General features: G+C 70.3%; 22 protein-coding genes and 1 pseudogene. 17 read left to right on the forward strand and 6 right to left on the reverse strand.

The features are described from left to right. The first annotated feature begins 9 nt into the window (after positions 1-9). Positions 10-2,931: a caspase, EACC1-associated type gene (locus tag ACFY36_RS12800; RefSeq protein ID WP_499746099.1), complete on the forward strand. Its 2,922-nt coding sequence runs from the start codon at positions 10-12 to the stop codon at positions 2,929-2,931. Then, entirely contained in the window at positions 2,928-4,283 is a 1,356-nt protein-coding gene (locus tag ACFY36_RS12805; RefSeq protein ID WP_499746100.1) for an nSTAND1 domain-containing NTPase, read from the forward strand. The genes ACFY36_RS12800 and ACFY36_RS12805 overlap by 4 nt, the downstream gene beginning before the upstream one ends. A gap of 8 nt (positions 4,284-4,291) precedes the next feature. On the opposite strand, the gene ACFY36_RS12810 is transcribed toward ACFY36_RS12805, so the two are convergent. Together ACFY36_RS12810 and ACFY36_RS12815 are read right to left on the reverse strand one after the other, a co-directional pair. Beyond that, the gene (locus tag ACFY36_RS12810; RefSeq protein WP_499746101.1) at positions 4,292-5,755 is read right to left on the reverse strand and encodes an aldehyde dehydrogenase family protein; all 1,464 of its coding nucleotides are present in this window, start codon (positions 5,753-5,755) and stop codon (positions 4,292-4,294) included. Positions 5,756-5,801: 46 nt separating this feature from the next. Next, positions 5,802-6,599, reverse strand: coding sequence for an IclR family transcriptional regulator (locus tag ACFY36_RS12815; protein ID WP_499746102.1), 798 nt, complete (start codon positions 6,597-6,599; stop codon positions 5,802-5,804). Positions 6,600-6,704: 105 nt separating this feature from the next. Here ACFY36_RS12815 and ACFY36_RS12820 point away from each other — a divergent pair, with 105 nt between their 5' ends. The 9 genes and pseudogenes from ACFY36_RS12820 (at position 6,705) to ACFY36_RS12860 (ending at position 16,631) form a co-directional block, all read left to right on the forward strand. Then, positions 6,705-7,976, forward strand: a complete 1,272-nt coding sequence (locus tag ACFY36_RS12820; RefSeq protein ID WP_499746103.1) for an ABC transporter substrate-binding protein — start codon at positions 6,705-6,707, stop codon at positions 7,974-7,976. Beyond that, entirely contained in the window at positions 7,973-8,686 is a 714-nt protein-coding gene (locus ACFY36_RS12825; RefSeq protein WP_499746104.1) for an ABC transporter ATP-binding protein, read from the forward strand. Before ACFY36_RS12820 ends, ACFY36_RS12825 begins: the two co-directional genes overlap by 4 nt. 35 nt (positions 8,687-8,721) lie before the next feature. Beyond that, a pseudogene (locus ACFY36_RS12830) lies at positions 8,722-9,375 on the forward strand (ABC transporter ATP-binding protein); the annotation flags it as partial. Continuing rightward, positions 9,372-10,247, forward strand: a complete 876-nt coding sequence (locus tag ACFY36_RS12835; protein WP_499746105.1) for a branched-chain amino acid ABC transporter permease — start codon at positions 9,372-9,374, stop codon at positions 10,245-10,247. The pseudogene ACFY36_RS12830 and the gene ACFY36_RS12835, both read left to right, overlap by 4 nt. A 31-nt stretch (positions 10,248-10,278) precedes the next feature. Then, the gene (locus ACFY36_RS12840; RefSeq protein ID WP_499746106.1) at positions 10,279-11,211 is read left to right on the forward strand and encodes a branched-chain amino acid ABC transporter permease; all 933 of its coding nucleotides are present in this window, start codon (positions 10,279-10,281) and stop codon (positions 11,209-11,211) included. Continuing rightward, positions 11,201-12,658: an aldehyde dehydrogenase family protein gene (locus tag ACFY36_RS12845; protein ID WP_499746107.1), complete on the forward strand. Its 1,458-nt coding sequence runs from the start codon at positions 11,201-11,203 to the stop codon at positions 12,656-12,658. The genes ACFY36_RS12840 and ACFY36_RS12845 overlap by 11 nt, the downstream gene beginning before the upstream one ends. 32 nt (positions 12,659-12,690) lie before the next feature. Beyond that, entirely contained in the window at positions 12,691-14,352 is a 1,662-nt protein-coding gene (locus tag ACFY36_RS12850) for an alkaline phosphatase family protein (RefSeq protein ID WP_499746108.1), read from the forward strand. Between the two features lie 109 nt (positions 14,353-14,461). Then, positions 14,462-16,066 (forward strand): hypothetical protein, encoded by a 1,605-nt coding sequence (locus ACFY36_RS12855; RefSeq protein WP_499746109.1) that lies wholly within the window; start codon positions 14,462-14,464, stop codon positions 16,064-16,066. Between the two features lie 43 nt (positions 16,067-16,109). Next, the gene (locus tag ACFY36_RS12860; protein ID WP_499746110.1) at positions 16,110-16,631 is read left to right on the forward strand and encodes a 2'-5' RNA ligase family protein; all 522 of its coding nucleotides are present in this window, start codon (positions 16,110-16,112) and stop codon (positions 16,629-16,631) included. 28 nt (positions 16,632-16,659) lie between these two features. Here ACFY36_RS12860 and ACFY36_RS12865 read toward each other — a convergent pair whose 3' ends face one another. Next, positions 16,660-17,346 carry an SDR family NAD(P)-dependent oxidoreductase gene (locus ACFY36_RS12865; protein WP_499746111.1) on the reverse strand — a complete coding sequence of 229 codons (687 nt, stop codon included), beginning with the start codon at positions 17,344-17,346 and terminating at the stop codon, positions 16,660-16,662. A gap of 103 nt (positions 17,347-17,449) precedes the next feature. Here ACFY36_RS12865 and ACFY36_RS12870 point away from each other — a divergent pair, with 103 nt between their 5' ends. From ACFY36_RS12870 to ACFY36_RS12880, 3 genes are read left to right on the forward strand one after another with little or no spacing between them, the layout of a single operon-like run. Beyond that, complete coding sequence (locus ACFY36_RS12870; RefSeq protein WP_499746112.1) at positions 17,450-18,304, forward strand: helix-turn-helix domain-containing protein; 855 nt, start codon at positions 17,450-17,452, stop codon at positions 18,302-18,304. Positions 18,305-18,309: 5 nt separating this feature from the next. Then, positions 18,310-18,924, forward strand: a complete 615-nt coding sequence (locus tag ACFY36_RS12875) for a hypothetical protein (RefSeq protein ID WP_499746113.1) — start codon at positions 18,310-18,312, stop codon at positions 18,922-18,924. 10 nt (positions 18,925-18,934) lie between these two features. Then, entirely contained in the window at positions 18,935-19,525 is a 591-nt protein-coding gene (locus ACFY36_RS12880) for a GrpB family protein (protein WP_499746114.1), read from the forward strand. Here the strand turns inward: ACFY36_RS12880 and ACFY36_RS12885 are convergent. Both ACFY36_RS12885 and ACFY36_RS12890 read right to left on the reverse strand, forming a co-directional pair. Continuing rightward, on the reverse strand, positions 19,488-22,127 hold the full coding sequence (locus tag ACFY36_RS12885) for a tetratricopeptide repeat protein (protein WP_499746115.1): 2,640 nt from the start codon (positions 22,125-22,127) through the stop codon (positions 19,488-19,490). The genes ACFY36_RS12880 and ACFY36_RS12885 overlap by 38 nt on opposite strands. Positions 22,128-22,544: 417 nt before the next feature. Next, positions 22,545-23,732: an MFS transporter gene (locus ACFY36_RS12890; protein WP_499746116.1), complete on the reverse strand. Its 1,188-nt coding sequence runs from the start codon at positions 23,730-23,732 to the stop codon at positions 22,545-22,547. 144 nt (positions 23,733-23,876) lie between these two features. Between ACFY36_RS12890 and ACFY36_RS12895 the strand changes: the two genes are divergently transcribed. The 3 genes from ACFY36_RS12895 to ACFY36_RS12905 are packed head-to-tail and all read left to right on the forward strand — an operon-like array spanning position 23,877 to position 25,884. Beyond that, positions 23,877-24,566: a hypothetical protein gene (locus ACFY36_RS12895; protein ID WP_499746117.1), complete on the forward strand. Its 690-nt coding sequence runs from the start codon at positions 23,877-23,879 to the stop codon at positions 24,564-24,566. Continuing rightward, on the forward strand, positions 24,563-24,883 hold the full coding sequence (locus ACFY36_RS12900; RefSeq protein ID WP_499746118.1) for a transcriptional regulator: 321 nt from the start codon (positions 24,563-24,565) through the stop codon (positions 24,881-24,883). The genes ACFY36_RS12895 and ACFY36_RS12900 overlap by 4 nt, the downstream gene beginning before the upstream one ends. Next, entirely contained in the window at positions 24,880-25,884 is a 1,005-nt protein-coding gene (locus ACFY36_RS12905) for an alpha/beta hydrolase family protein (RefSeq protein WP_499746119.1), read from the forward strand. Before ACFY36_RS12900 ends, ACFY36_RS12905 begins: the two co-directional genes overlap by 4 nt. A gap of 370 nt (positions 25,885-26,254) precedes the next feature. On the opposite strand, the gene ACFY36_RS12910 is transcribed toward ACFY36_RS12905, so the two are convergent. Further along, positions 26,255-26,450, reverse strand: a 196-nt coding sequence (locus tag ACFY36_RS12910) for a hypothetical protein (protein ID WP_499746120.1), incomplete at its 5' end; no start/stop codon positions are given.

The following is a 26,450-nucleotide window of genomic DNA, read 5'->3' on the forward strand; positions in this document are numbered from 1 at the left end:
GTGATGACCTTGAGAGCGGCTCTCATCGTCGCATGCGACGAGTATGAGGATGCGAAGCTCGGCCGGCTGCGCGCGCCCACGCACGACGCCGAGGCCCTCGCGCGCGTGCTCGGCGATCCCGAGATCGGCGACTACCAGGTGCGGACGCTGCTCAACCGGGGCGCCTACGAGATCAACCAGGAGATCGAAGGATTCTTCAGCGATCGCCGGAAAGACGATCTGCTGGTGCTGTACTTCTCGTGTCACGGCATCAAGGACGACAACGGCCGCCTGCACTTCGCGGCCCGGGACACGAAGATGCGGCGACTCGCGGCCACCGGCATCTCATCGGTCTTCGTCAACGAGCAGATCGATCTGAGTCGCTCCAAGCGCAAGATACTGCTCCTGGACTGCTGCTACAGCGGCGCCTTCGCCCGGGGCCTGGCCGCCCGCGCCGACCCGAGCGCTCACGTGAAGGAGAGTTTCGGCGGTCACGGCCTCGCCGTCATCACCGCGTCGGACGCCATGGAATACGCCTGGGAGGGCGACGAGCTGACCCTGGACGCCTCCCGGAACTCGGTGTTCACCACCTGCCTCGTCCGCGGCCTCGAGACCGGCGAGGCCGACGGCGACGGCGACGGCCAGATCTCGGTCGGCGACCTGTACGACTATCTCTTCGAGCACGTCCGGGAAGCCATGCCCGGTCAGACACCGACCAAGTCGGAGCAGGGCGTGCGAGGTGAGATGATCATCGCGCGGAGTGTCCGTCCACCGCAGCCCACGCTGCTGCCGCGCGAGATCCAGATGGTGATGACCTGGCCGGTCGCCGAGATGCGGCTGGGCGCGGTGGCCGCGCTCGGCGCCATCCTCGGCGGCGACAACCCGGGCCAGGCCCTGGCCGCCCGGCAGGCGCTCGAAGAGATGCGGGCCGACGAGAGCTTCCGGGTCCGGCAGGCCGTGGAAAGCGAGCTCGACGATCCGGTGATCACGCCGCGGGTTGTCGAGGAGGCTTCCGGCCCGCTCGCCGGCGAGGCGGCCCCGGCGAGGCACGACGCCTATCTGGAGATCGCTGTGCGGTGGGAGGCGATCGAAGGCGCGGCCTACCTCGCCATGTTCTTCGAAGCCCCCTCGGCCGGCCTGGCCGACTCGCTCCCGGCCGTCGGACCGCTGGCATTCGCTCTCGGCGAGCCGGCGACGGCGACGGAGGACGAACGAGCGTACGGCGAATTGCTGACCAGGACCTTTCTCGACCACGGCGAGGCAAAGCCGTTCTATGCCCTGGCCCGGGCCAAGGCCGAGAGCGCGGGCCTGGACCTGCATGTGCGGCTCAGCATCACCGGGCCGGCCGCGTTCCAGTCGATTCGCTGGGAAACCCTCCGTGATCCGCACAGCCGGCGGCCGATCGCGACCGAGCCCACCATGTTCCTCTCGCGGTACGTGGACGACCAGCGCGCGGAGCCGGCCCGGCTCACCACCCGGCGCCACCCGCGCGCGCTGATCGTCGCCGCCTCACCGGGCGGCATCGACGTCGACGGCGAGTTGCGCCGCGCCCGCGCCGCGTTGACCGGATTCGCGGTGGACGAGTTGCTGCCCGGCGCCGCCTCCCCCTCGGCCGTCGTCAACGCGCTGAGACCGGGCGTCGACGTACTCTTTCTGATCTGCCCGAGCGAGAAGCCGGACCGGCCGGCCGACGTCATCGACGCCCGGTTTCTCGCCGACCTGATAGCCGAGTCGGCGCAGCCGCCGACCCTGGTGGTTCTGCTCCCCGGCGTCACGCTGTCCGCCGGCCGGCTGCTGTCCACGACGGGCGTCGCCGGGGTCGTCGCGCTGCAAGCGGCCGTGCCGGCGCAGACGATGTCGACGTTCCTCGGGACGTTCTTCTCGTCGTTCGCACGGCACGGCGTCATCGACCGGTCGATGACCGACGCCCGGCAGGCCATCAGCGGCCACGCCCAGTGGTGGGCGCCCGTCCTGTTCTCCCGTCTCCGGTCGGGGCGGGCGTACTTCGCGCCGTCGTTCGCCCTGCAGAGCAACGCCGTGTGGAACTCCGTGAAGGTGATGACGATGAGCGGCCGGCTCACTCCCCTGATCGGTGCCGACCTGTCCGCACCGATCGTCGGGTCGCTGGCGGAGATCGCCGCCCGATGGACCCGGAACCGGCGCATCCCGCTCACCCGCGCCGGCCGCGGCAACCTGCCCGAGGCCGCACAATACGTTCGCGTCGCCCGGAGCCGGGCCGCCGCCGTCCGCGAGTTCCTGACCCAGCTCGGGCTCGGCCTCACGGAGCGCGGCTGGAGTCCGCCCGGCGACCCGAATCCGAACGGCGCGATCTCGGAGGCCGGCCGCCACATGCGGGCCGCGGACCCCGACGAGCCGCACAGCGTGCTGGCCGGCATGCGGGCCGCCGTCTACGTGACGACGTCGTGGACCAGCCTCCTCGAGGACGCGCTGCGCGACGCCGGCCGTACACCGGTCACCGGCGTCTTCTCCTGGAACAGCGCCGCCGCCGGCCCGCCGGAGCAGGCGAGGCCGACCGTGGACGCGCCACTCGTCTTTCATCTGCACGGCCATCTCGACGACCCGGAGTCCGTGGTCCTCACGGAGGACGACTACCTCGAGTGGCTCAGCGCCTGGGCATCCCGGCGCAAGAGCATGCCGACGGCGGTGCTCAAGGCCCTCGCCGCGAACTCCCTGATGATCCTCGGATTCGACCTCGGCGGCCGCTGGTTCCGTCAGGTGTTCCGGGCGATCACCGAGCTCGGCGGATCCTCCCTGCTCCGGCAGAACGCCCATTTCGCGGTGCAGGAGAGCCCGTCGATGGAGACGATCGAGCCGGAGGCGGCACAGGAATATCTCGGCTACCAATACGGCGAGGACAACGTCAGCCTGTATTGGGGCGATCCGCGGACCTTCTGCCGAGAGTTGCGCCGGCGGCTGGAGCAACGGCCGTGAGAGACAACCCGTATGTCGGACCTCGTCCCTTCCGCGCCGGGGAAACGCTGTTCGGGCGCGATCGGGCGGCACACGAATTGAGCGATCTGCTCATCGCCGAACGCGTCATGCTCCTGCATTCGCCCTCCGGCGCGGGAAAAAGCTCGCTGATTCGGGCGGGCGTCGTTCCGCTGCTGCGCTGGGAGGGATTCGGCGAGAAACGCTTCGCGCCGACCGGCTCGCTACGCCTGGGCCGGCCGCACGCCGGACCGGAGGGGCACAACCGGTATGTCGCCAGTGTCATCGCCGACCTGCTCGGCGACGAGGCGCCACAGCCCGGGTCGATGACGCTCGCCGAGGCGGTGAAGGCGGGCCACGACGCCGAGACCGAGTTCCCGGTGCTGGTGTTCGACCAGTTCGAGGAGATATTCACGGCTGACCCGGCCGACGGGGCCGGGCAGGCGGCCTTCTTCGACGAGCTGGGCGTGCTGCTCGGCGACGAGCTGGTGTGGACCCTGATCGCGCTCCGGGAGGAGTATCTGGGGGGCCTCCAGCCCTATGCCCATCACTTCCCCGACGGCCTGCGGAACACATATCGCCTGGACTCGCTGACCCGGGCGGGGGCCAGGGCGGCGATCCAGAAACCGGCGGCTCAGCACGGCGCCGTCTTCGCCGACGACGCCGCGGACGAACTCGTCGACCGGCTCACCACCGCCCGCCATGTCGAGCCGTTCCAGCTCCAGGTGGTCTGCCGGCAGATCTGGCGATCCGTCAGCCGCGTCAAGGGCGACGAGTTCACCTCGATCGGGCTGGACGACATCGCCCGCCGGGCCGATGTCGCCGAGGCGCTCCGGACCTACTACGCGGACACGGTCACGGAGATCGGGCGGCGCACGGATGCCGGGGTCCGGCCGATCCGGGATTGGCTGGAGACGCAGCTCATCACCTCGCATGGCGTCCGCACCCAGACCATGACCGGACCCGGCGGGGAGGTGGCGAGGTGGCTGAACGATGCCTATCTGATCCGCGATGAGGTGCGGGCGGGTGCCCTCTGGTACGAACTCAGTCATGACCAGCTGATTCGGCCGATCCTCGAGGACAACGAGGTCTGGCGCCGGTCCACCCTGGAACCATGGCAACAGGCGGCCTGGGTGTGGTTCCGTACACGCCGCACGGACCAGTTGCTGACTGGCGCGGCGCTGGCGACGGCACAGAGCCACGCGCGGGAGGATGAGCTCACCCCGTACGAGAGGGAGTTCCTTTCCGAGAGCGCCAGGGGATCGCGGCGAAAAGGCGTGCCGGTCCTCATTGTCGTCCTGCTCGCCGTGGTGCTCCTGCAATCCGTGGTCATCATCCTGCTGGCGACGAGGTAGTTCAGTTGTCAGAACGGGAAGCTGGCCGGCTGGCTGCGGACCGTGACCCAGCGGGTGTCGGTGAAGGCCTCGATGTTGGCCGCGGCCCCGCCGAAGCGTGAACCTGTGCCCGAGGCGCCGGTGCCGCCGAAGGGGGCGTTCGCCTCGTCGTTGACCGTCTGGTCGTTGATGTGGGCTATGCCGGTCGGGATGCGGTCGGCCAGTTCCACGCCGCGCATGGCGTCGCGGGTCACGATGCCTAGGGACAGGCCGTACTCCGAGGTCGTGGCCAGGGCCACCGCCTCGTCCAGGCTGCCGAAACGGGCCACGGGGGCCACCGGGCCGAAGATCTCCTCGGCGAAGGCCGGCGTCGATGGCGTCACCCCTGCGATGACCGTCGGGCGGTAGAACAAGCGGTCGTATTCGCCACCCGCGGCCACGCGGACGCCGTCGCCCGTGCTCGACGTGACCAGGGAGTGGATTTTGTCGCGCTGGCCGGCGTCGATCACCGGGCCCAGGGCCACCTGCTCCCGGGCCGGGTCGCCGACCGGGAGTTTCGCCGCCTTGTCGGCCAGGCGTTCCACGAAGTCGTCGTACAGGCGCTCGTGCACCAGGTGCCGGCCCGTCGTCATGCAGATCTGGCCCTGGTGGAACCAGCTGCCCCAGGCGGCCAGGTTCACCGCCGCGTCGACGTCCGCGTCCTCCAGGACCACCAGCGCCGAGTTGCCACCCAGCTCCAGGTGGGCCCGCTTCAGGTGCTGGCCGGCCAGCGCGCCCACCTGGCGGCCGGCCGTCGTGGAGCCGGTGAACGAGATGACCGAGACCTCGGGGGCCGTCACCACCGCCTCGCCGACCTCACGGCCGCCGGGCAGCACCTGGAGCAGGCCGTCGGGCAGGCCCGCCTCCTGGAAGATCCGGGCCAGGACCAGACCTCCGGTCACGGCCGTTCGGGGATCGGGTTTCAGCAGTACGGCGTTGCCCAGCGCCAGGGCCGGGGCGACCGACCGGATGCCCAGGATGATCGGGACGTTGAACGGGGAGATGACGCTGACCACGCCCACGGGGTAGCGGCGGGTCATCGACAGGCGCGGCTCGCCGCTGGGGATCAGCTCGCCGTACGGGCGCCCGGGCAGCGACGCCGCCTCCCAGCACTCCTGCTCGGCCGTGTGCACGGCGAAGCCGGCCATGCCGGGGACGGCGCCGACCTCGCGCACGTTCCACCAGGAGATCTCCTCGGCGTGCTGGGCCCACAGCTGGGCCGCGCGGCGCAGCACCGCCGCCCGCTCGGTGTGCGGGGCCGCCGCCCACGACACCTGGGCGGCGGCGGCCGAGCGGGCGGCGGCGAGCACGTCGCCGGGGGTGGCCAGGTTGATCCGGGCCAGGGTGCCTCCGGTGGCCGGCTCCACCACGTCCATCGACGGGCCGCTGCCGGCCCGCCAGGCCCCGTCGATGTGGAGCACGTCGTGCCAGCGGTCCTCGCTCAAAAGCACCATGGGCCCGACCCTAGGCACAGTGTTTCCGAGCAATCAACACGGTGTTTCAGATATTCGAATCGTGGCGGTACCCGAGTTGGTGCGAGATGTCGGCCGCCGTCCGCAGGAGCGGGCCGGACAGCCGGGCGATCACCGAGTCGACCGAGGCGGTCCAGGTCGTCAGGTGGACCGCGATGTTGATCGCGGCCACCACATGGCCCGAACGGTCGCGGATCGGGGCCGCGATCGAGCGCAGGCCGGGCGCCAGCTCCTCGTCGTTGACCGCGATGCCGCCGCGGCGCACGGCGGCCAGCGCGCCGACCAGCTGCTCCCGCACCGTGATCGTCTTCGGCCCGCGGCGGGCCAGGTCCATCCGGTCGAGCAGCGGCCGCAGCGCCGCCGGCTCCCGATAGGCCAGCAGGACCTTTCCCATCGAGGTGCAGTACGCCGGCAGGCGCGACCCGACGTGCAGGTTCAGGTCGACGTGCACCCCGGTCTGCCGCCGGCTGCGGCGCCGCTCGACGTAGACGATGTCGGCCCCGTCGAGCACGGCCATGCTGGCCGCGCACCCGGTCTCGTCCGACAGGCCCTGCAGATATCCCGCGGCCACCCCGGTGATCTCCATCGAGCTGATCGCGGCGAAGCCCAGGTCGACCACGCGCGGCCCGAGCGAATATTTGCGGGTGTCCGGATCCTGCTGCAGGAAGCCCAGCCCGGCCAGGGTCGCCACGTAGCGGTGGGTGGTGCTGCGGTTGAGGTCGACCGCCCGGGCCAGGTCGGCGATGCCGAGCACCGGGCCGTTCTCGGCGAACTCGGTCAGGATCCGCAGGCCGCGTTCGAGCGACTGCGAGGTGGAGGGATTCACTCGAGCACTCCTTCGAGCGGCGTTCCACCTATTCGAACATTCGATTGACGTGTGTCGCAAACCACTCCTACCTTCCGTGGGCACCAGACCTGCCGGGAGGCATCCATGGAAAGGCGCGACCTCCTCAAAGCAACCGGGCTAGGCGTTTCCGTACCCTTGCTGGCCGCGTGCGGCGGCTTGGGAAGCGACGATTCCACCGAGACCACCGACGTTCTGAAGATCGGTTTCGTGAGCCCGCGGACCGGCGCGGCCGCCGGGTTCGGCGAGCCCGACGCGTACGTCCTCGATCTCGCGAAGAAGGCCTTGGGCAAAGGCATCAAGCAGTTCCCGGTGCAGATCCTCGACCGCGACAGCCAGTCGAATCCGCAGCGCGCCGCGCAGGTCGCCAACGACCTCATCAACGGTGACCGGGTCGATCTCATGCTCACCACCAGCACGCCCGAGACGGTCAACCCGGTCTCCGACGCGTGCGAGGCGGCCGGCGTGCCCTGCGTGTCCACAGTGGTGCCGTGGGAGGCCTGGTATTTCGGCCGGGGCGCGAAACCGGACGAGAAGAACGCCTACAAGTTCACCTATCACTTCTGTTTCGGCGTCGAGCAGTTCCATCAGATGTACGCCCATGAGTGGCCCCAGGTGCCGACCAACAAGAAGGTCGGCGTCATGTGGCCCAACGACTCCGACGGCAACGCCATCCGCGCGTCGCTCGGCCCGCTGCTCAAGCAGGAGGGCTACACGATCGTCGACCCGGGCGCGTACACGAACGGCACCAACGATTTCTCGGCGCAGATCGCCCGGTTCAAGGCGGAGAACTGCGAGATCTTCAACTCGTTCCCGATCCCGCCCGACTTCGCGACGTTCTGGCGGCAGGCGGCACAGCAGGGATACGTGCCGAAGATCTGCCAGGTGGCCAAGACCGGGCTGTTCCCGTCGCAGATCGAGGCGCTCGGCGACATCGGCCTCGGGGTGGCCGGTGGCGCCTATTGGGCGCCCTCATATCCGTACACCTCGACATTGACCGGAATCGGCGGGAAGACGCTGGCCGACGGATATCAGAACAGCGCCGGAAAGCAGTGGAACCAGCAGCTGGGGCCGAGCCTGGCGTTGTTCGACGTGGCCGTGGCCGCGCTGAGCGCCGCCTCCGACCCGAAGGACAAGACGGCCGTGGCCAAGGCGATCGGGTCCCTCGAAGTGGAGACGCCGGTCGGGCGGCTCAAGTGGGGATCCGGGCCGAACGCCAACGTGGTGGCGACCCCGATCCTCGGCGGGCAGTGGATCACATCGACGGACAGCCGCTACAAGGTCGAGTTCGTGCTGGTGGAGAACTCGTCCGACCCGAACGTGCCGACGGCGGCCAAGCTCCAGCGGTATCCCCTGTGACGGCGCTGCTGGAGGGGCGCGGGCTCACCAAGCGCTACGGCGATCTCGTGGTCCTCGACAATGTCGATCTTGCGATTGCGCGAGGCGAGGCGGTGGGCATCGTCGGGCCGAACGGCGCCGGCAAGACCACTCTGCTCAACGTCCTCGCCGGATCGATCCGGGCCGAGGGACAGATCGCGCACAACGGCGTCGACATCACCCGGACACGCCCCGATCAACGCTGCCGCCTGGGCATCGGCCGAGCATTCCAGATACCGAGGCCGTTCGGCGGCATGACCGTCCTCGAAAACCTGGTGGTGGCCGCCAGCTACGGCGGTGATCGCCGGACGGCGTACGGAAGATGCGTCGAGGTCCTGGAGGAATGCGGCCTGACGCCGCTGGCCGACCGGCGCGCGGAGAGCCTCGGCCTGCTGCACCGCAAACGGCTCGAGCTCGCCCGCTGCCTGGCCACCCAGCCCGGCGTGGTGCTGCTCGACGAGATCGGCGCCGGCCTCACCGACGCCGAGGCGGCCGAGCTGGTCACCGCGGTCAAGCAGGTGCGGGCGGCCGGGACCGCGATCGTCTGGATCGAGCACATCGTCCACGTGCTGGTCCAGGTCGTCGACCGGCTGATCTGCATGGACACCGGCCGGGTGATCGCCGACGGCCCGCCGCGGGAGGTGCTGGGCGACGCGAAGGTCATCGACGCCTATCTCGGGAAGGCGGCCTGATGCTCGAAGTCCGGGACCTGACCGCGCGGCACGGCCTCTTGACGGCCGTCCGAAACGCCGGGTTCGACGTCCGGAGTGGCAGCACGGTCGCCCTCATCGGCGCCAATGGCGCGGGAAAGACCACCCTTCTCCGGACAATCGCGGGTGCGCACCCACCGGCCGACGGCACCGTCGTCTACGACGGCGAGGACCTCGCCGGGGTGCACGCCCACGAACGCGTTCGCCGGGGTATCGCGCTGGTGCCCGAGGGCCGCAGGCTGTTCCCCGAGCTCACCGTCGAGGAGAACCTGCTGGTGGCTCGGGCCCGCCCCGGCCCGTGGAACCTGGAAACCGTCCTCGCCGCCTTCCCCACCCTGGGGCCGCTGAGAAGACGGCCGGCCGCCCGCCTCTCCGGCGGCCAGCAGCAGGCCACCGCCATCGCCCGCGCCCTGATGACCAATCCCCGGCTCCTGCTGATCGACGAGGTCTCCCTCGGCCTGGCCCCCAAGGCGGTCGAGGAGGTGTACGCCTCGTTGACCGCGGTACGGACGACGCGCATCATCGTCGAACAGGATCTCGCGCGCGCCCTCGCGGTCGCCGACCGCGTGATCTGCCTGCTGGAGGGGCGGATCGTCCTCGACGCGGCGACCGAGGGGCTGACCCGCGACGAGGTCGTCACCGCCTACTTCGGCTTCGCGAGGCCCTCGTGAGCTGGGCCGGCGCCGTACTCCAAGGGATCTTCCTGGGTGGCCTCTACGCCCTGTTCGCCTGCGGGCTGTCGCTGATCTTCGGCGTCATGCGGATCATCAACCTGGCCCACGGCGACCTGGCCGTGCTCGGCGCCTTCCTGGTGTGGTCGGTCTGCGTGCGGGCCGGGGTCGGGCCGTTCGTGGCCCTACTGCCCGTGCTGCCGGTCATGCTCGCCCTCGGTTACGTGCTGCACCGCACGTTACTGGCCCGCAGCCTGCGCGCCGGCCCGCTCACCCCGCTGCTGACCACGTTCGGCCTGGCCATCGTCATCCAGAACGCGCTGCTGGAGGCGTACTCCCCCGATGTGCGCTCGCTCGGCGGCGCGGCCGGCGCCCTGGCCACCGGCAGCTGGCAGATCGGCCGCTTCACGATCCCCTGGCTCGGCCTGCTCGTGCTGGCCACGGCCGTGCTCGTGCTCGGCGGGCTGCATCTGGTGCTGAGGCGCACGAAGTTCGGCCGCGAGATGCGGGCCACCGCGCAGGATCCGGACACGGCGGCGCTGGTCGGCGTGCCCGCCGGGTCCGTCTACGCCAAGGCCACCGCGATCGCCGTCGCCACCGCCACCCTGGCCGGGGTGTTCCTCGGGATGCGCTCGGTCTTCGACGCTTCCAGCGGCCCGACGCAGCTCATCTTCGCCTTCGAGGCGGTGGTGATCGGCGGCCTGGGCTCGATCTGGGGAACCCTGTGGGGCGGCATCGTGCTCGGCGTGGCCCAGACCGTCGGCGCGGCCGTCGACCCGCAATATTCGATCCTCGCCGGCCACCTGGTCTTCCTGATCGTCCTGGCCGGTCCACGCGGAAGGGGGCTCTTCCGTGAGCGGCTGGCAGGTTAGGCGATCGTCGCCGGTTCCCTCACTGATATTGGTGGCCGGAGGTCTCGCCCTCTTCGCGGTCCCATTCCTCTTCCGCACGGACGTGGTCCAGCAGCTCACCACCCTCGGCACGCTGATCATCCTGGCCGCCATGTGGAACGTCCTGGCCGGCTACGGCGGCCTGGTCTCGGTCGGGCAACAGGCCTTCATCGGCTTCGGGGCGTACGCCACGGTGTTCCTCGCCCAGAAGGACATCCACCCCTATCTCGCGGTCGTGCTCGCCTCCCTGGTCTCGGCCGTGCTCGCCGTGATCCTGGCGCCGCTGCTGCTGCGCCTGCGCGGCGGTCAGTTCGCGGTCGGCACGTGGGTCGTGGCCGAGGCGCTCGCCCTGCTCATCGCCCTCGATCAGGACCTCGGCGGTGGTACGGGTGTCTCGCTCCGCGGGCTCAACACGATCGCGCCGGACTGGCGGCGGGCGTACACGTACTGGCTGACCTTGATCTTCGCCCTGGTCCTGCTTCTCATGGTCTTCGTGGTGCTGCGGCGGCGCACCGGCGCGGCCATCCAGGCCGTGCGGGACGACGAGGAAGCGGCGGCGTCTCTCGGCGTACGGGCGTGGCCGTTGAAGTTCGGCTTGTTCGTGCTGGCCGGCTTCGGATGTGGCGCGGCCGGGGCGCTGACGCTGGCCGGCACGCTCTTCATCCAGCCCCAGTCGATCTTCGGGGTGCAGTGGAGCGCGTACCTGCTCTTCATGGTCCTGGTCGGCGGGATCGGCACGTTCGAGGGCCCGATCCTCGGCGCTGTCATCTTCTTCCTGCTCCAGGACTGGTTCGCGCAGTACGGGGCCTGGTACCTGATCGGGCTCGGCGCCGTGGCGATCGGATTCGCGCTGTTCCTGCCGCGCGGGCTGTGGAGCCTGGCCGCCGACCGGATGCCGTTCCAGTTGTTGCCCGTCGGTTACACTCTGCATCCCTATGGCTCGTGAGGTGTCACACCACATCGGCGGCGCGGCCGTCGGGTCGCTGAGCGGTCGGCGCCACCCCGACTACGACCCCTGGACCCGATCCGTGCTCGCCTCCGTCTCGTCCGGCGACGGCGACGACGCGCGGCTGGCCGTACAGGCCGCCCACGACGCCTTTCCCGGATGGGCCGCCCTGCCGCCGACCTCACGTCAGGTGATCTTCATCCGGGCCGCCGACGAGCTGGCCCGCCGCGCCGATGAGGTGCTGTCGCTGCTGGCCGCCGAGACCGGCTGCGGGCCTTACTTCGGTCAGATGCAGCTCGACTTCTGCCTGGCCCTGCTGCGGCAGGCGGCCGGGCTCGCCCACCAGCCCACCGGCCAGATCCTTCCCACCGATCTTCCAGGGTCAAGGGCTTTGGCCGTACGCCGTCCGGTCGGCGTCGTGGCGGCCATCGCCCCCTGGAACGCGGCTCTGAGCCTGGCCGGCCGGGCCATCGTCGGTCCCCTGGCCCTGGGCAACACGGTCGTGTTGAAGCCGTCGGAGGAGTCGCCGATCACCGGCGGGATCCTGTGGGCCGAGATCTTCGCGGCGGCCGGGCTGCCACCGGGGGCGGTCAACGTGGTCACCCACGCGCCCGGTGACGCCGGGGAGATCGCTTCGGCGCTGGTCACCCACCCGCTCGTACGGAGGGTGAGCTTCACCGGGTCGACGGTCACCGGCAGGCGTCTGGCCGAGCTCGCGGCCCGTCACCTGAAACGGCCGGTGCTCCAGCTGAGCGGGCACAACGCCCTGATCGTACGGGCCGACGCCTCATTGGATCTGGCCGTCAACGCGGCGGCCTACGGGGCTTTCGTCCACCAGGGCGAGATTTGCATGTGCGTCCGGCGGATCATCGTGGAAGAGCCGATCGCGCCCGCTTTCATCGCGAGATTCGTGGACAAGGTGGCCGGGCTCGCGGTCGGGGATCCCCGTGATCCCCGTACGGTGGTCGGGCCTTTGATCAATGAATGGGCCTTGTCGCTGGTCGCACGGCGGGTGGATGAGGCGGTGGCGATGGGCGCGCGGGTCCTCACCGGAGGAAAGGCGGCGCCGCCCTGCTATCCGCCGACGGTGCTGACCGACGTTCCGGCCGCGGCGGAGATCGCCTTCGAGGAGACGTTCGGGCCGGTGGCGCTGCTGGAGACGGCGGACGGCCCCGACGACGCGGTGCGGCGGGCCAACGCGTCCAGCTACGGGCTGACGGCCGGGATCATCTCGGCCGACACGTACGGCAGCCTCGACCTGGCCCGGCGTCTCGAGGTCGGGATCGTGCACATCAACGACCAGACCGTCAACGACGAGCCGCAGATGCCGTTCGGCGGGCTCAAGGACTCCGGGTGGGGCCGGTTCGGGCTGCGCTTCGCCGACGAGGACTTCACCGAACTTCAATGGATCACCCTGCGGGACGAAAGCCGCGAGTTCCCGTTCTGAACCATGCGCGGCCCGGTCCCGTACTGCTGGTCGTGCCTTTGACAAAGATCCGCCGCGCGCTCGGCCCCCTGGTCACCATCCTCGCGGCGGTCCTGATCATCGCGGCCCTGGTGGTGCCGGACACGATCGCCCGGCCGGCCGACGGCGCGTTCGTGCCCGGAGCGTTCCTCCGCCTGCCCATGGAGCTGATCTTCGCGGGCGCGGTGGTGCTGGCGGTGTCCCCGCGGTGGCGCCGGCCGGTGGCGGCTCTCCTGGGCCTGGGCATCGGCGTCCTGGTCATCCTGAAGATCGCCAACGCGGGTTTCCGGACCGTCCTGGGCCGCAAGTTCGACCCGGTGCTCGACCTGCCCCTGCTGCACGACGGCTACAACGCGCTGACCGAGACCGACGGCTCGACGGTGGCCAACCTGGCCGTGGCCGGAGCCGTCCTGCTCGCCGTGGCCCTGCTGGCCGGCCTGACGTGGTCGGCGGTCCGGCTCGCGGGCGTCGCCGGCCGCCATCAGCTGCCGGTGCGCCGCACCCTCATCGGCCTGAGCGCGGTCTGGCTGGCCCTGGCGCTGAGCGGCCTCACGCTCTACCCGAACAACCCGGTGGCCTCCGACTCGGCCGCGGCCATGGTCAAGACCCTGGCCCGTCAGGTGCCGGCCACCATCCGCGACGAGCGCCAGTTCGCCGCGGCGGTCAGCCACGACGCGTACGCGGGTGTCCCGGCCGCCGACCTCGTCTCCGGCCTGCGCGGCAAGAACGTCGTCATCGGGGTGGTCGAGAGCTACGGCCACAGCGTGCTCACCGACCCGGCCATGAACGCGGTGCTCACCCCCGCCCTGACGGCCGCGGACTCCCAGCTCACGGCGGCCGGCTTCCACGCGCGGACCGGCTGGCTGACCTCGTCCACGTACGGCGGCGGCAGCTGGCTGGCGCACGGCTCGTTCCAGTCCGGCCTGTGGGTGACCAGCCAGCGCCGCTACGACGAGATGGTCAGCGGCGACCGCCTGACCCTGACCCGCGCCTTCCACGAAGCGGGCTGGGAAACGGCCGGGATCGAGCCGGGCAACACGAAGGACTGGCCGGAGGCCGGCTTCTACGGCTACGACAAAGTCCTCGACTCGCGGAACATGGGCTACAAGGGCCCCGACTTCGGCTGGTCCCGCATGCCCGACCAGTACACGCTGGCCACCTTCCAGAGGGAGGTCTACGGCAAGGCCCAGGGCCCGGTGATGGCCGAGATCACCCTGACGTCGAGCCACGAGCCGTGGACGCACATCCCCACAAAGGTCGACTGGGACACGATCGGCGACGGCTCGGTCTACAAGTCGATGGAGGGCACGGCCCAGGACCGCTCAGCCTTGTGGGGCGACCCGGCGAAGACCCAGGCCCAGTACGCGAAATCGGTCGCCTACTCGGTGGACAGCCTGATCTCGTGGGCCACGAAATACGGCGGCGACAACCTGGTCCTGGTGATGTTCGGCGACCACCAGCCCATGTCCATCATCACGGGCCAGAACGCCAGCCACGACATCCCGGTGACAGTGATCGCCAAGGACAAGACAGTCCTGGACCGCATAGCCTCCTGGAACTGGACCGACGGCCTGCGCCCGACCGACACCACCCCGATCTGGCGAATGGACGAGTTCCGGGACAGGTTCTTCGCCGCATACGGCCGCACCCCCGGCGTGGCGATGGGCAAGCGCTGACCCTCAGGTGTCCGATCGAGGCCAGAAGCGGCCGATCCCCCCTCCTCCGGTGATAGACGTGGTCGATCGGCTGATCCGCGACCGATCTCCGCCGCGGGGAGGAATGCGGGTGCACGGCTTCGGATATGTGATAGCGACGATTCTGCTGGTGTGGTGCCTGGCCGTCGTCGCCCTGTTCTGCGGCGCCGCCCTGCGCGCCGCGTTGCGGCCGAGCTCTGTGCCGCCCTCCCGGCAGCCGTTGATCGACGCGATCGAGAGAGAAGCCGGGCGGCGGAACCGATTCGTCGGCAGAGTGCTGGGATTGGCCTTCATTCTGCCGACCGCCCTCACCGCGCCGATCCGTACGAAGACCTTCGCGGAGTTCTCCCGGCGTCCGAGCGGCCGGGAATGGGGGGCCCGGATCCGGCTCTGGCCGGATGACGTGGCGATGTCCTATTGCGCCCTGACCTACGGTTCCGTCACCTTGGTCATCAGCCTCGCCGGCCTGGCGCCGCACTGGCTGACCCTCGCCTCCGCCGCCGTGGCCCTGGCTGCGATCGTCCTCAGGCAACTCTCGTACGCACTGCGGTCTCTTCCCGAACGACTGAAGCGTTCGAGCCTCGACCCCCGCTTCGTCTTCCCGATGGTGGTCGTCCTGGACTCGATCGGGTTGCTGGTCTGCGTGTCGGTCGTCAGAGCCTCGAGTCACGGAGTCGGCGTCGATGCCGCGGCGATGCAGGCGGCCGCGGCCGACCTGTTCGCTCTGAAGAAGCTGCCGGACATATTCCGGCAGCAGTGGGCGGCCGCCGCCGTCAGCCTGATCGGACTCCTGAACTACGGCGTCGGCATCAAATCGCTGGCCGGCCTGTGGAGGCTCGAACGATCAAGCGACGACATGCTGGCGATCGCGGACGACTACATCAGCCTGGGCGATCTCGAGGAAGCGCGCGAGTGGCTTTCGAAAGACGGCAGTGTCGGCCGGCGCAGTGTCCTGGTGCGCGCGAAACTCGACATGGCGTCCGGCAACTTCGCTCGGGCCGAGGAGCGGGTTCGGCGCTATCTGGATGACGCCGATCGGGAGACGATCCTCCTCTATCTGATGGACCTTTACCTGACCCTCCCCTCGTCGCTGCTCTCGCGCTTCGCCGGTCTCGACTACCTGCACACCACGGGCGCGCCCGACACGCTGGTGAGCCTCTTCGTCAACCTCGGCGACAGGACTCTGGACAGTGAGGCCACGCGCACGGCATGGCACGAGCGCGTGCAGCGGCTGCTCCCCGAGCACAGCTATCCGCTGGCGCATGCTCAGAGCCTGTTCATCGTCGGGAGAAGGGCCGAGGCTAGACGGATGGTCGACAGCGCCTTGACCGGAACGGAACTCGATGAGGTGGTCCGGCTCGTGCGGAGTTTCCAGTACCATCTCGCCGTCGCCGACGACGAGCAGATCGACGCCGCGGTGGAGGCCTGGTACGCGGACACGTTCCCGATCGTGGTCGATCTGGTGCGCCGCCTGCCATCGGGAGGCCGGCTGCCCGCACTCGGGGCGATCCTCGATCTGGCCGCCGACACCGACGCGGTCGCATCCCGGCACGGCCGTGACGCGTACGACCTGGCCCGGGAACTCGCGCACTCGGACGAGGAGTTCAACCGCCTGACGGCCATGGGGAAGATCTCGCGCAGGTTCCACCGCACGGCGAGCAACGAGACGAGCAGCGGCGGAGGCAACTCGGCCTGACCGGGCGCGTGCGGAGGCCCGCCGTTGGTGGCACCGTGGTCTCATGGCGTACGGGGTGGTGCTGCGGCCGGACGCCGAGACGTCGCGGTCGCTTGCCGGGCTGTCGCACGCGATCGGGGGCGGGCACCGGCCGCTGATGCTGCTCGGGGATGACGCTCCGCCCCATGTCTCGGTGCTGCATGTCGACTGTGCTGACGAGCAGGTGGCCGGCATCGTGGCGGCCACCGTGCCCCATCGTGGCCGGGTTTTCGAGGCGAAAGTCATCGGGCTGCTCTACTCGGTGATCGCGCCCGGCGACTACTACGTCCCCAGCGGTGGCTGCTACTTCGGGCTCGAAGTCATCCGTACTCCGGAGCTCGACGCCCTTCACCAGGAATTCCTGCGGCTCGGGCACCCGCCGTTGGGGCTGGTGGGTGATGACTACCGGCCGCACATCACGCTCGGGGTGACCGCTGAACCGCCCTCGCTGCCTGCGCTGTCCACGGTGCCGACAGGGGTGCTCCGGCTGACGATGTTCAGTGGGCCGGTCGGGCCGGTCGGGACCTTCCCCGACCTCGTCCCGTGAGGGTGGACGAGGCCGGGTGGGCAACAGGTCAGAAGGGCAACTCGCCGTTCTCGTCGCGCAGGGTGCCCGTCGGGCCGTCCGGGCCCAGCGTCGCCAGGCCGACCACGACCCGGGCGCTCTCCGCCGGCGGGCGGCCGATGCCCCAGGCGGCCGTCATGTCGGTGGCGGTGGGGCCGGGCTCGACCGCGTTGAACTTGATGCCCGGCTCGGACTTGGCGTACTGCACGGTGAGCATGGTGACGGCCGCCTTGGAGGCCGCGTAGAGCGGGAGCGGCAGCCCGTACTCCGGCCGCTCGGGGTTGGTGACCGCCCAGAAGGAGCCCATGCTGCTGGAGACGGTGACCACCGTGGGGTTCTCCGACTTGCGCAGCAGGGGCAGTGCGGCCTCGGTGACCCGGATCAGCCCGATGGCGTTGGTGTCGAACGCGCGCAGCGCCGCCGGGCCGTCGACCGGGCCGTCGGCAAGGATGCCCGCGTTGTGCACGAGGACGTCGAGCCGGCCCTCGGCGGCGCCGATCGTGGCCAGCGCGGCCTTCACCGAGGCGTCGTCGGTCACGTCGAGCTGGACGAAGCGGGCGCCCAGCTCGGCGGCGGCTTTCGCGCCGCGCTCCGGGTCGCGGGCGCCGACGTACACCATGTGGCCCAGGTCTTGAAGTTGCCTTGCGGTCTCGAAGCCGAGGCCCTTGTTGGCCCCGGTGATCAGAGTGACGGTCATGGCCGGAACGCTAGGCGCGGCCCCGGATGCCAGCCAGATCCCTGCGATGCCAGGGGAATGACAGGACCCCCTCTGTTCCCGTACGCCGGAATACGCTGGCCTGGTGAGCGAGACGACCAACGCCCTCGGGGCCTTCCTGCGCGCCCGGCGCGAACTGGTGACGCCCGAGCAGGCGGGCATCCCCGGCGTGGGCGTGCGACGGGTGCCGGGCCTGCGGCGCGAGGAGGTCGCCATGCTGGCCGGGATCAGCGCCGACTACTACCTGCGCCTGGAGCGCGGCCGCAACCGCAACCCGTCCGTGCAGGTGCTCGAGGCGATCGCCCGGGTGCTGCGCCTCGACGAGGACCACTTCGCCCACCTGCTGACCCTGGTCGCCGAGGTGCCCCGGCGGCGCAAACGCCGTCCCCGCAAGCAGACCCCGCCGCCGGGCGCGCTCAAGCTGCTCGACTCGCTGATCCAGCCCGCCTTCATCGAGGACCGCTACTTCGACATCCTGGCCTCGAACAGCCTGGCCCGGGCCCTCTCCCCCGGCCTGGCCGCGGGCGGCAACCAGCTGCGCGACCTGTTCCTCGACCCGGCCGAGCAGGCGCTGCACCCCGAGTGGGAGAACGTGACGGAGTGCTTCGTGGCCAACCTGCGCCAGGCGGTCGGCAACGACATCGACGATCCCCGCTTCATCGAGCTGACCGGCGAGCTGACCCTGGCCAGCGCCCGTTTCCGCGCTCTGTGGGCCCGTCATGAGGTACGGGGTCAGACCGGCGCCCCGATCAAAATCAACCACCCGCAGGTCGGCGAGCTGACCCTGAACCGCGAGCGCCTGGCCATCAGCGGCACCGACAGCCTGATGCTGGTCGTCTTCCACCCCGACGCGGGCTCCCCCGACGCCGACAAACTGTCCCTGCTGGCGTCGGCCGCCCTGCCCGAAGCCGCCCGCAACGCGGCGCCACGGCACGCCTGACGCCGATGCTGCTCACGGTGGCCGGGTCGAGCTGCTCCGGGAAGACGACCGCGATGCGGGCCTGCACGGGGATCGACGGCCTGGTCGTGCACGACTTCGACGAGATCGGCGTGCCGCCGGGGGCGGACAAGGTGTGGCGGCAGCGGGCCACCGAGGAGTGGATCCGGCGTGCGCTGCGGTGGCAGGACGAGGGACTCGACGTCATCCTGACCGGGCAGTCACCCCTGGGCGAGGTGCTCGCCTGCCCGTCGGCCACCGAGTTGGACGGGATCGCCGCGTGCCTGGTCGACGTCGACGACCGCGAGCGGTGGCAGAGGCTCGAGGACCGTGGTGCCGCCGAGCCGGCCTTGCTCGCATGGGCGCGATGGCTTCGTGGTCACACCGCCGATCCCCGGCACGCGCCGGAGGCGATCACGCGGGGCGGCGACGAGGCGATGCGGTGGGAACGCTGGCGGGGCTGGGCCGAAGGCGATCGGCGCTGGACCGTACGGGTCGTCGACACCACCGGGCGCACGGTCGGGCAGACAGCGGCCGACCTCACCCGGTGGATTGCCGAGGCCCGCGCGGAGAAGGCCGCTGGAAGGCTCGCCCTGACCGGCGCGTGGGCGGGCCGGCGATAAGGTCGCGGGCATGCGACTGCCGCCACTGCCCGCTCCGGCCGCGCCCCTCACTCCGGAACAGATGGCTCAGCGCCGGGTCGGTGGCCGGCCGGCCGAGGTGAGCAAGCCCATCGAGATCGTTGCCTACGATCCCGCGTGGCCGGCCCGCTTCCGGCGCTACGAGGCGCGCATCCGGGACGCGCTCGGCGGCCGGGCGCTCGCCGTCGAGCATGTCGGCTCGACGGCGGTGCCGGGCCTGGCCGCCAAGGACCGCGTCGACATCGACCTGATCGTGGCCGACCCGGCGGACGAGGACGCGTACGTGCCGGCCCTGACCGCGGCCGGTTTCACCTTGGCCGCCCGGGAACCGCACTGGTATGAGCACCGCTGCCTGTGGACCGAGACCCATGACGCCAACGTGCACGTCTTTGGCCCGGACTGCGACGAACACCTGCGGCATCTGGTGTTCCGCGATTGGTTGCGGGCCCACCCGGACGACCGCGCGCTTTACGCCGCCCGCAAGCACACGGTCGCCGCCGAGCATCCGATGTCGATGGCCCAGTACGTCGCCGGCAAGGCCGGCGTCATCGTCGACATCCTCCGCCGCGCGGGGTTGCGATAGCCGGCCGCGAATCCGTGCTGAGTGTTCGCTGCTCAAGGCGGTGAAGGTGCTCGACCGCGTGTGGCGTGCCGGCCGCAACTTCGTCATGGATTTCGTCGACACGGCCGAGCTCGACCAGCGCGGCGACCAACCGCTCGGCCGCGTACTTGTCCCCGCCAACAGCACGCTCGCGCAGCTCATCGATATGTCCCAGCTCGGCGAGCACCCCGGCCAGAGCGTGCGCGAAGTGTCGCTGTCGTGCCGACCTCGTGGCGGCCCGGTTGCGCAGCTCGTCCACCCGGTTGTGTTCGGCGAGCATCTCGGCCAGGCGGAGTGCGGCGTACTCGTCTACGCCGTCGTCACGGTCTCGCAGCACTCCCAGCGCTTCGTCGACATGACCGCGTTTCGCAAGAAGCCGGGCCAATTGGTCAGCGGCCCCTGGGCATTCTGCTTCGTTGCGTTCGCGGAGGACCACCAGCGCTTCGTCGAAGTCGCCCTGGCGGACCAACGCGGTGGCCAGCCGATCGGCGGCGTAGTCGTCACCCGTTGCAGCACGCCGGCGCAGTTCGTCCGCACGGCCATCCTCGCAAAGGATGTCGACCAACTGTCGGGCGGCGTGCTCGTCTCCGGTTGCTTCGCGGTCGAGGAGCCACTGCAGCGCCTCCTCGATCCGCCCCTGCCTGACCAGCACGGCGGGCAACCTGACAACGGCGGCCCGGTCTCCGATATCGGCACGTTCGCGCAGCTCGTCGACGCGCCCCAATTCGACCAGCACATTGGCCAATCGAAATGAGGCGTCGCGCCCGGTTGCCGCGCGTTCACGCAGCTCTTCCAAGCAACCCCGCTGGGCCAGAACGTCGGCGAGCTTGCGATTGGCGTCCTCGTCGTGGGCGGCGGCTCGATCGCGAAGTTCGTCCAGGCGACCTTGGGCAGCCAGCACGTCGGCCAGTCGTTCCTTGGCGTCCTCGTGTCCAGCGTCGGCAATGTCGCGAAGCACCCGCAGGGCCTCGTCGACACGGCCCTGCTCGATCAGGACGTCGGACTGCTTGCGGGCGGCGTACCAGCTCCAGGTGCCGTCGAGGTCACGAAGAACCCGCAGCGCCTCGTCCACGCGTCCCTGCTCGATCAGGACATCGGCCAGTTCGGCCCGGGCGTTCTCGGGGTCCGTGGACTCCGCGGCGCGCCGGTACAGGGCCACGGCGTGCTCGGGCCGGCCACGACGCTGAGCGCTGCGCGCGACCCTGAGATCGTCGTCGGGATGACAGCAGGCGACGAGCGTCTGCCAGAAGAGGTCGGGCAGGGCAGTGGCACGGCGCGCTCGCTGAGCGTGCTGATGGAGATAGTCGGCAGTGGTGAAGCCAGCAATGGAACCCATGCCGGCGGCGACCGGCGTGAGGCACGCGGCGGCACCGTGCACAGGACTGGTGGCGTAGGTCAGTGCTCGGTCCAGCCAGTCGGATGGCGCGAGGGCCTGCTGGGCGGGAGTGAGATAGGCGGGGGCAGCCGCTGACAGAAAGTCGCGGGTGGCGGGTTGGTCAGCGCCGACGCGGCGAGCGTCCAGCGCGGCCGTGATCACTGCTTTGCCGTAGCACTCGGCGGCTGGGGCGAGTTCCCAGCGGCGGACGAGGGAGGGACCGGCCGCGAGGACCTGAGTGAAGCCAGCGTCACTGGAGTCGAGCGCAATACGAATACGCTCGTCGGTGCTTGCGAGCGTTTCGCCACGGCGCCGTTCAGCACTGGTGAAGGCCTCGGGCACCTCGATGAGGCTGGCAAGACCGAGGAGCGCACGGTCGTTGGCGTAGCGATCTTCCTGCTCGGCCGGCGGCCGGGCGATCCGCATGTTGTAGTCGTCCGGCCACAGCGTCGCAACCAGGACCGTCCCTGAAGTTATGAGCCGGCGCACGGTGGCGGCGGACAGCCCGTCGGGATGATCGAGGTAGCGCTGCAGTTCGTCGATCCAGAGCACCGTCCGCGGCGTCGGCGCCACCGCATGAGCTGCGATCACCGCGGCATCGCCGGGGTGCAACAGCCACCAGTCCGGCAGCCCGGCGTTTACCGCTTCATACAGGGCTCTGGTCTTGCCCACCGAAGATCCGCCCAAGAGCAGAACGAAACCTCCTTGCGTGGCTGCGGCAGCGAGCGCGGCGCGCAGGCCGAGATCGAGGTCGCGCGGCACGTACGGCGGCAGTTCGCTGGAGGCGCCAGGAATCCGGATCGCAGCGTGGACGCCGAGCAAGCGCGGCCGGGCCTGCCGGACACGCACGGCATCGGCGTGGCGGGGCTGGTGAGCGGTCGCGACTCGTCGCCACGCGGCAAGCCATGGTCCCCGCGCGGCCTCGTCACCGAGCCCGCACGCAATCAGGAAGGTGGTCACCGTGTCGAGGGTCGGCGTCGTCCTGGCGTTGAGAAGGCCGCTGAGCGTCGCCGGTGGCAGCGACCGTGGCCGGGCTGCTCTGGCAAGCGCGGCGTAGGAGCGGCCGGCGCGCAGCCGGTCGCACGCCCGGGCGAAGTCCGCAAGCGACTGCACCGAGTTCGGGTCGGTTCGGGACTTCTCGTCCGCTGCGGCAACCCGATCGTCGACCATGTGAGCGTCTCCCGGCTGTTCGGCGGTGCCGTCGAACACTAACGAATCACCGTAGACCGCTGTTGACCGCGGAGCGAACGCAGACGTGGACGACACCGATGGCAGGTGCCGCTCTTCGGCTTCGTTCGCACCCGATGCCGAACCCCCCGAACAGGCGCTTCGCTCGAAGACGTCACCGTGGGAGACCGGCCGGCTCTCCGACCCGACGACTCACCGGGAGCCCTTTGATGCCCAACGAACCCGCCAACCCGACCTGGCGCGAGAAGCTCACCCTTGCCGCCGTCCGCGGCGCCATCGCGGGCGCCGCCCGCGCGCTGATCACTTGGATGCTCGAGCACTGATCCGGATGCCGGCCCGGCCCGCTCGCGGCGGGCTGGGCCGGCATCACTCGGGCCCTCGACAGCGTCGACTTGGACGGCGCGGAAGCCAGCCAGGGCCACGGCACCGTGGATGCGTTCAGCCCACCAGCGCTGGTTCGGGAGAGGAGGCGGTTTGATTCGACGTGCGGGCCATGGCCGCCGCCGTTCCCATTACCGCGAGGCCCGCGACCGTGATGCCCGCGCCCGCCCACAACGGGGACGCGTATCCCAGACCGGCCGAGATCGTCAGGCCGCCGGCCCAGGCGCCCAGTGCGTTGCCCAGGTTGAAAGCCGCGATGTTGGCCCCCGAAGCCAGCGTCGGGGCGCCCGCCGCGTAGTGCATCACCCGAGTCTGCAGGCCCGGGACCGTCGCGAAGCCGAAGGCCCCCATCAGCAGCAGCCACACGATGGTGGCCCACTGGCTGTGCGCGGTCAGCGCGAACCCGGACAGGACCACGACCAGGCCGGCCAGAACGGTCACCAGCGTGCGGTCGACGCCGCGATCGGCCGCCCGGCCGCCCACCATGTTGCCGATGAACAGCCCCACGCCCACGATGACCAGCAGCCACGGCACGGTGCCCGACGAGAAGCCGGAGACGTCGGTCAGGGTGTACGCGATGTACGTGAACGCGCCGAACATCCCTCCGAAGCCCAGCACGGTCACCACGATCGACAGCCAGACCTGCGCGGACTTGAAGGCGCTCAATTCACGGCGTACGGACGAAGCACTTGACCCTCCCGCGTCCGCCGGCACCAGGGCGAGAATGCCCACCCAGGCCACCACCCCGACCGCCGTGATGGCCCAGAACGTCGAACGCCAGCCCGCGGCCTGGCCCAGCAGCGTGCCCAGGGGGACGCCGAGCACGTTGGCCGCGGTCAGGCCGGTGAACATCGTCGCGACGGCCGCCGCCTTGCGCTGCGGGGCGACCAGACCGGCCGCCAGGACGGCGCCGATGCCGAAGAACGCGCCGTGGCACAGCGCGGCGACGATGCGGCCGGCGAGCATCACCTCGTAGGTCGGGGCCACCGCCGACAGCAGGTTGCCGGCGATGAAGAGCATCAGCAGGCCGAGCAGCACCGGCTTGCGCGGCAGCCGGGTCGTGGCGACGGTCAGGCCGAGCGCGCCGACCACCACGGCCAGCGCATATCCGCTGATAAGCCAGCCCGCCGCCGACGTCGAGACGTCGAAGTCGGCCGCCACCTCGGGCAGCAAGCCCATGATCACGAACTCGGTCAGGCCGATACCGAAGCCGCCGATGGCGAGCGCCACCAGTCCGAGAGGCATAAGATCCACACCCTTTCTTGCGTACGCCGATAGTTGCGCACGCGTCATAAAAACTAGGCGGGCGCGGATAGGAAGCGCAAGCAACGATCATGTGAAGGCCGCCACCTACTTGCGCCGACAGGTTTGTAATGGAAACCTATTGGCATGACAACGAACCCGATCTCCGCCGACGGCGATCCGCGCCGGCTGCTGGCCGAGGTGCGCGCCCTCGCCCACCGCGTACGCGTCGACCAGCGGATGACCTGGGCCGCACTGCTCGTGCTGGGTGTGACGACGCTGCTCGCCATCCCGGTCGACTGGTTCGGCATGCGAGTGGACTGCCGGCCCGACGGCGGTTGCACGTTCGCGCGCAACGGCATGCTCTATTACTGGCCGGCCGCGATGGTGCTGGCGTACGCGACCATCGCCGTCTGGTACCTCCGGGCGGCCCGGCAGCGAGGGCTGGGGACGAGGGTCCTGCCGTACGCCATCACCGGCGCCGTGACGACCATCGTGTTCCCCGCCGCCTGGCTGGCCGTGTTCCTGTACTTCCGCAGCCACCCGTACCCGGATGGGCCGCTCCCGTACTGGTATTTCGTGCTGGACCGGCTGGTCATGCCGTGGGGCATGATCGGCGTGGCCCTGCTGGTGCTGGTCTGGCTGGAACGCAACCTCGCGCTGCTGCTGTTCACCGCCGGATATCTGGCTCTGGTGCTCCTGGTGCTCCCGATGAACGACGGCTTCGCCTCGCCCCACTTCGGCCTCCGGACCGGCATGGCACTGCCCCAGCTCATCGCCGGCGTCGTCCTGCTGGTGGCGGCGGCCGTCTTCGCGTGGGCCGGACGGCGGCGGTGAGCGACCATCCCTCCCTCGGCCTCGACGACGTGGTGCACCAGCGGGTCCGGCTCGGCATCCTCACCGTCGCCCACGAGGCCCGCCGCGTGGAGTTCGGCTATCTGCGCACCCAGCTCGACCTGACCGCCGGCAACCTTTCCAAGCACCTGAGCGTGTTGGAAGAAGCGGGCCTGATCGAGGTCGAGAAGGGCTACGAGGGCCGCCGCGCCCGCACCTGGATCACCCTCACCCCGGCCGGCACGACAGCGCTGGCCGAGGAGATCGGCCGCCTGAAACAGCTCATCGCCCGTGTGGAGACCACCCCGGAGGATCGATGACCACCGCACTGACCCGCCGCACCCTGCTCGCCACCGCCCTCGCCGCCGGCATCGCCGGCCCACTCGCCGCCGGCGAGGCCTCGGCCGCGCGGCCCCGCCTCACCTTGCCCGCGCCGACCGGCCCGTACCCGGTCGGCACCGTGGAACGGCAGCTGGCCGGCAAGCGCCGGAAGATGATGGCCAGCGTCTGGTACCCCGCGTCGGCCCGGCGCGGCCCGCTGGTGCCGTGGATGCCCGACGCGCCGATGCGCGCCCTGCTGGCGGCCAACGGCCTCCCGGACGGCGCCGCCGCGGCGCCGCTCACGGCCGGGCACGACGGCGCTCCGCCGCTGCGGGCTCTCGGCCGGCGGCCCGTCATCCTGTTCTCGCACGGCGCCGACGGCCACCGCTCGGAGACCACCGTCATCGTGCAGGAACTGGCCAGTCACGGCTACACCGTCATCACGGTGGACCACACCGATTCCTACACCGAGTTCCCCGGCGGCCGCCTCCACGTGCCCGACGACGACGTGTCGGTCACCCCGTACGACCACGCCGCCGACATCTCCTTCGTGCTCGGCCACCTCGAGGAAGAACTGGCGGGACGGCGCATCGGCATGTTCGGCTACTCCAAGGGCGGCACCGCCACCGCCGTGATCATGGGCCGCGACCGGCGGATACGGGCCGGCGTCAGCCTGGACGGCCCGATGGAGTGCCAGCCGCCGCTCACCACCGACATCGAACGCCCGTTCCTGATGATGACCGCGAGCTTCCCCCGCACCCCCGGATCGAGCGCCGCCGACTTCTGGACCCACTTGAAAGGCTGGCGCCGCGACCTGCACATCGACGACGGCACCGAGATCTCGTTCTCGGACGCGGTCTGGATCCTGCCGCAACTTGCCCGCCTCACCGGCATGAGCGACGAGGACCTGGCCGGCTGGATCGGCACGTACGACCCGGCCCGCGCCGTGCGCCTCCAGCAGGCGTACCCGCTCGCCTTCTTCGACCAGCACCTCCGCTAGCTCAGGTTCACGAGCTGCTGCCTGGCTTCCCTACCGCGCCCTTCAAGGCCAACCGCCTCTCGTGCCCGACGACGTCTCGGCTACCCGTGAGACCATGCCGCCGACCTCAACACGGGTGCTCGACCGCTTCGAGGGCCTCGGCCTGGAGGGGCGCGATGGGATGCCAGCCGCCCATCACGGAGGACATCCACAAGCCATTCCTGATGACCGCGGACTTCACCGCAGCCCGCTTCCGGCCCCTCCTGCGCGGCTGGTGCCACTGGCTGCGCGCCGAAACGCAGCACCGAGACCTCCTACTCCGACGCCGTCTGACTGCAGCCCCAGCCGGCCCGGTGCAATTGCACGCCCACCAACACCGCAGACCGTGCTGCTAGGGCGGGTGCAGCTCAAACAGGTAGACACCACCGCCGACTCCGCCGACACAAATCCGGCCTGAGGAGGGAATCCAGGCACACGTCTGCAACGCGGAATCAACGCGCATTGCCGCTCGTAGCCCGGTTATCGCCGTAGACCAGAACTGAATGTTGCCGTCGCTGCCAACACTGGCTATCCAGTTGCCGTCGGGC

It is taken from the genome of Actinoplanes sp. NPDC000266, from assembly GCF_042899005.1.
Lineage (GTDB): Bacteria > Actinomycetota > Actinomycetes > Mycobacteriales > Micromonosporaceae > Actinoplanes.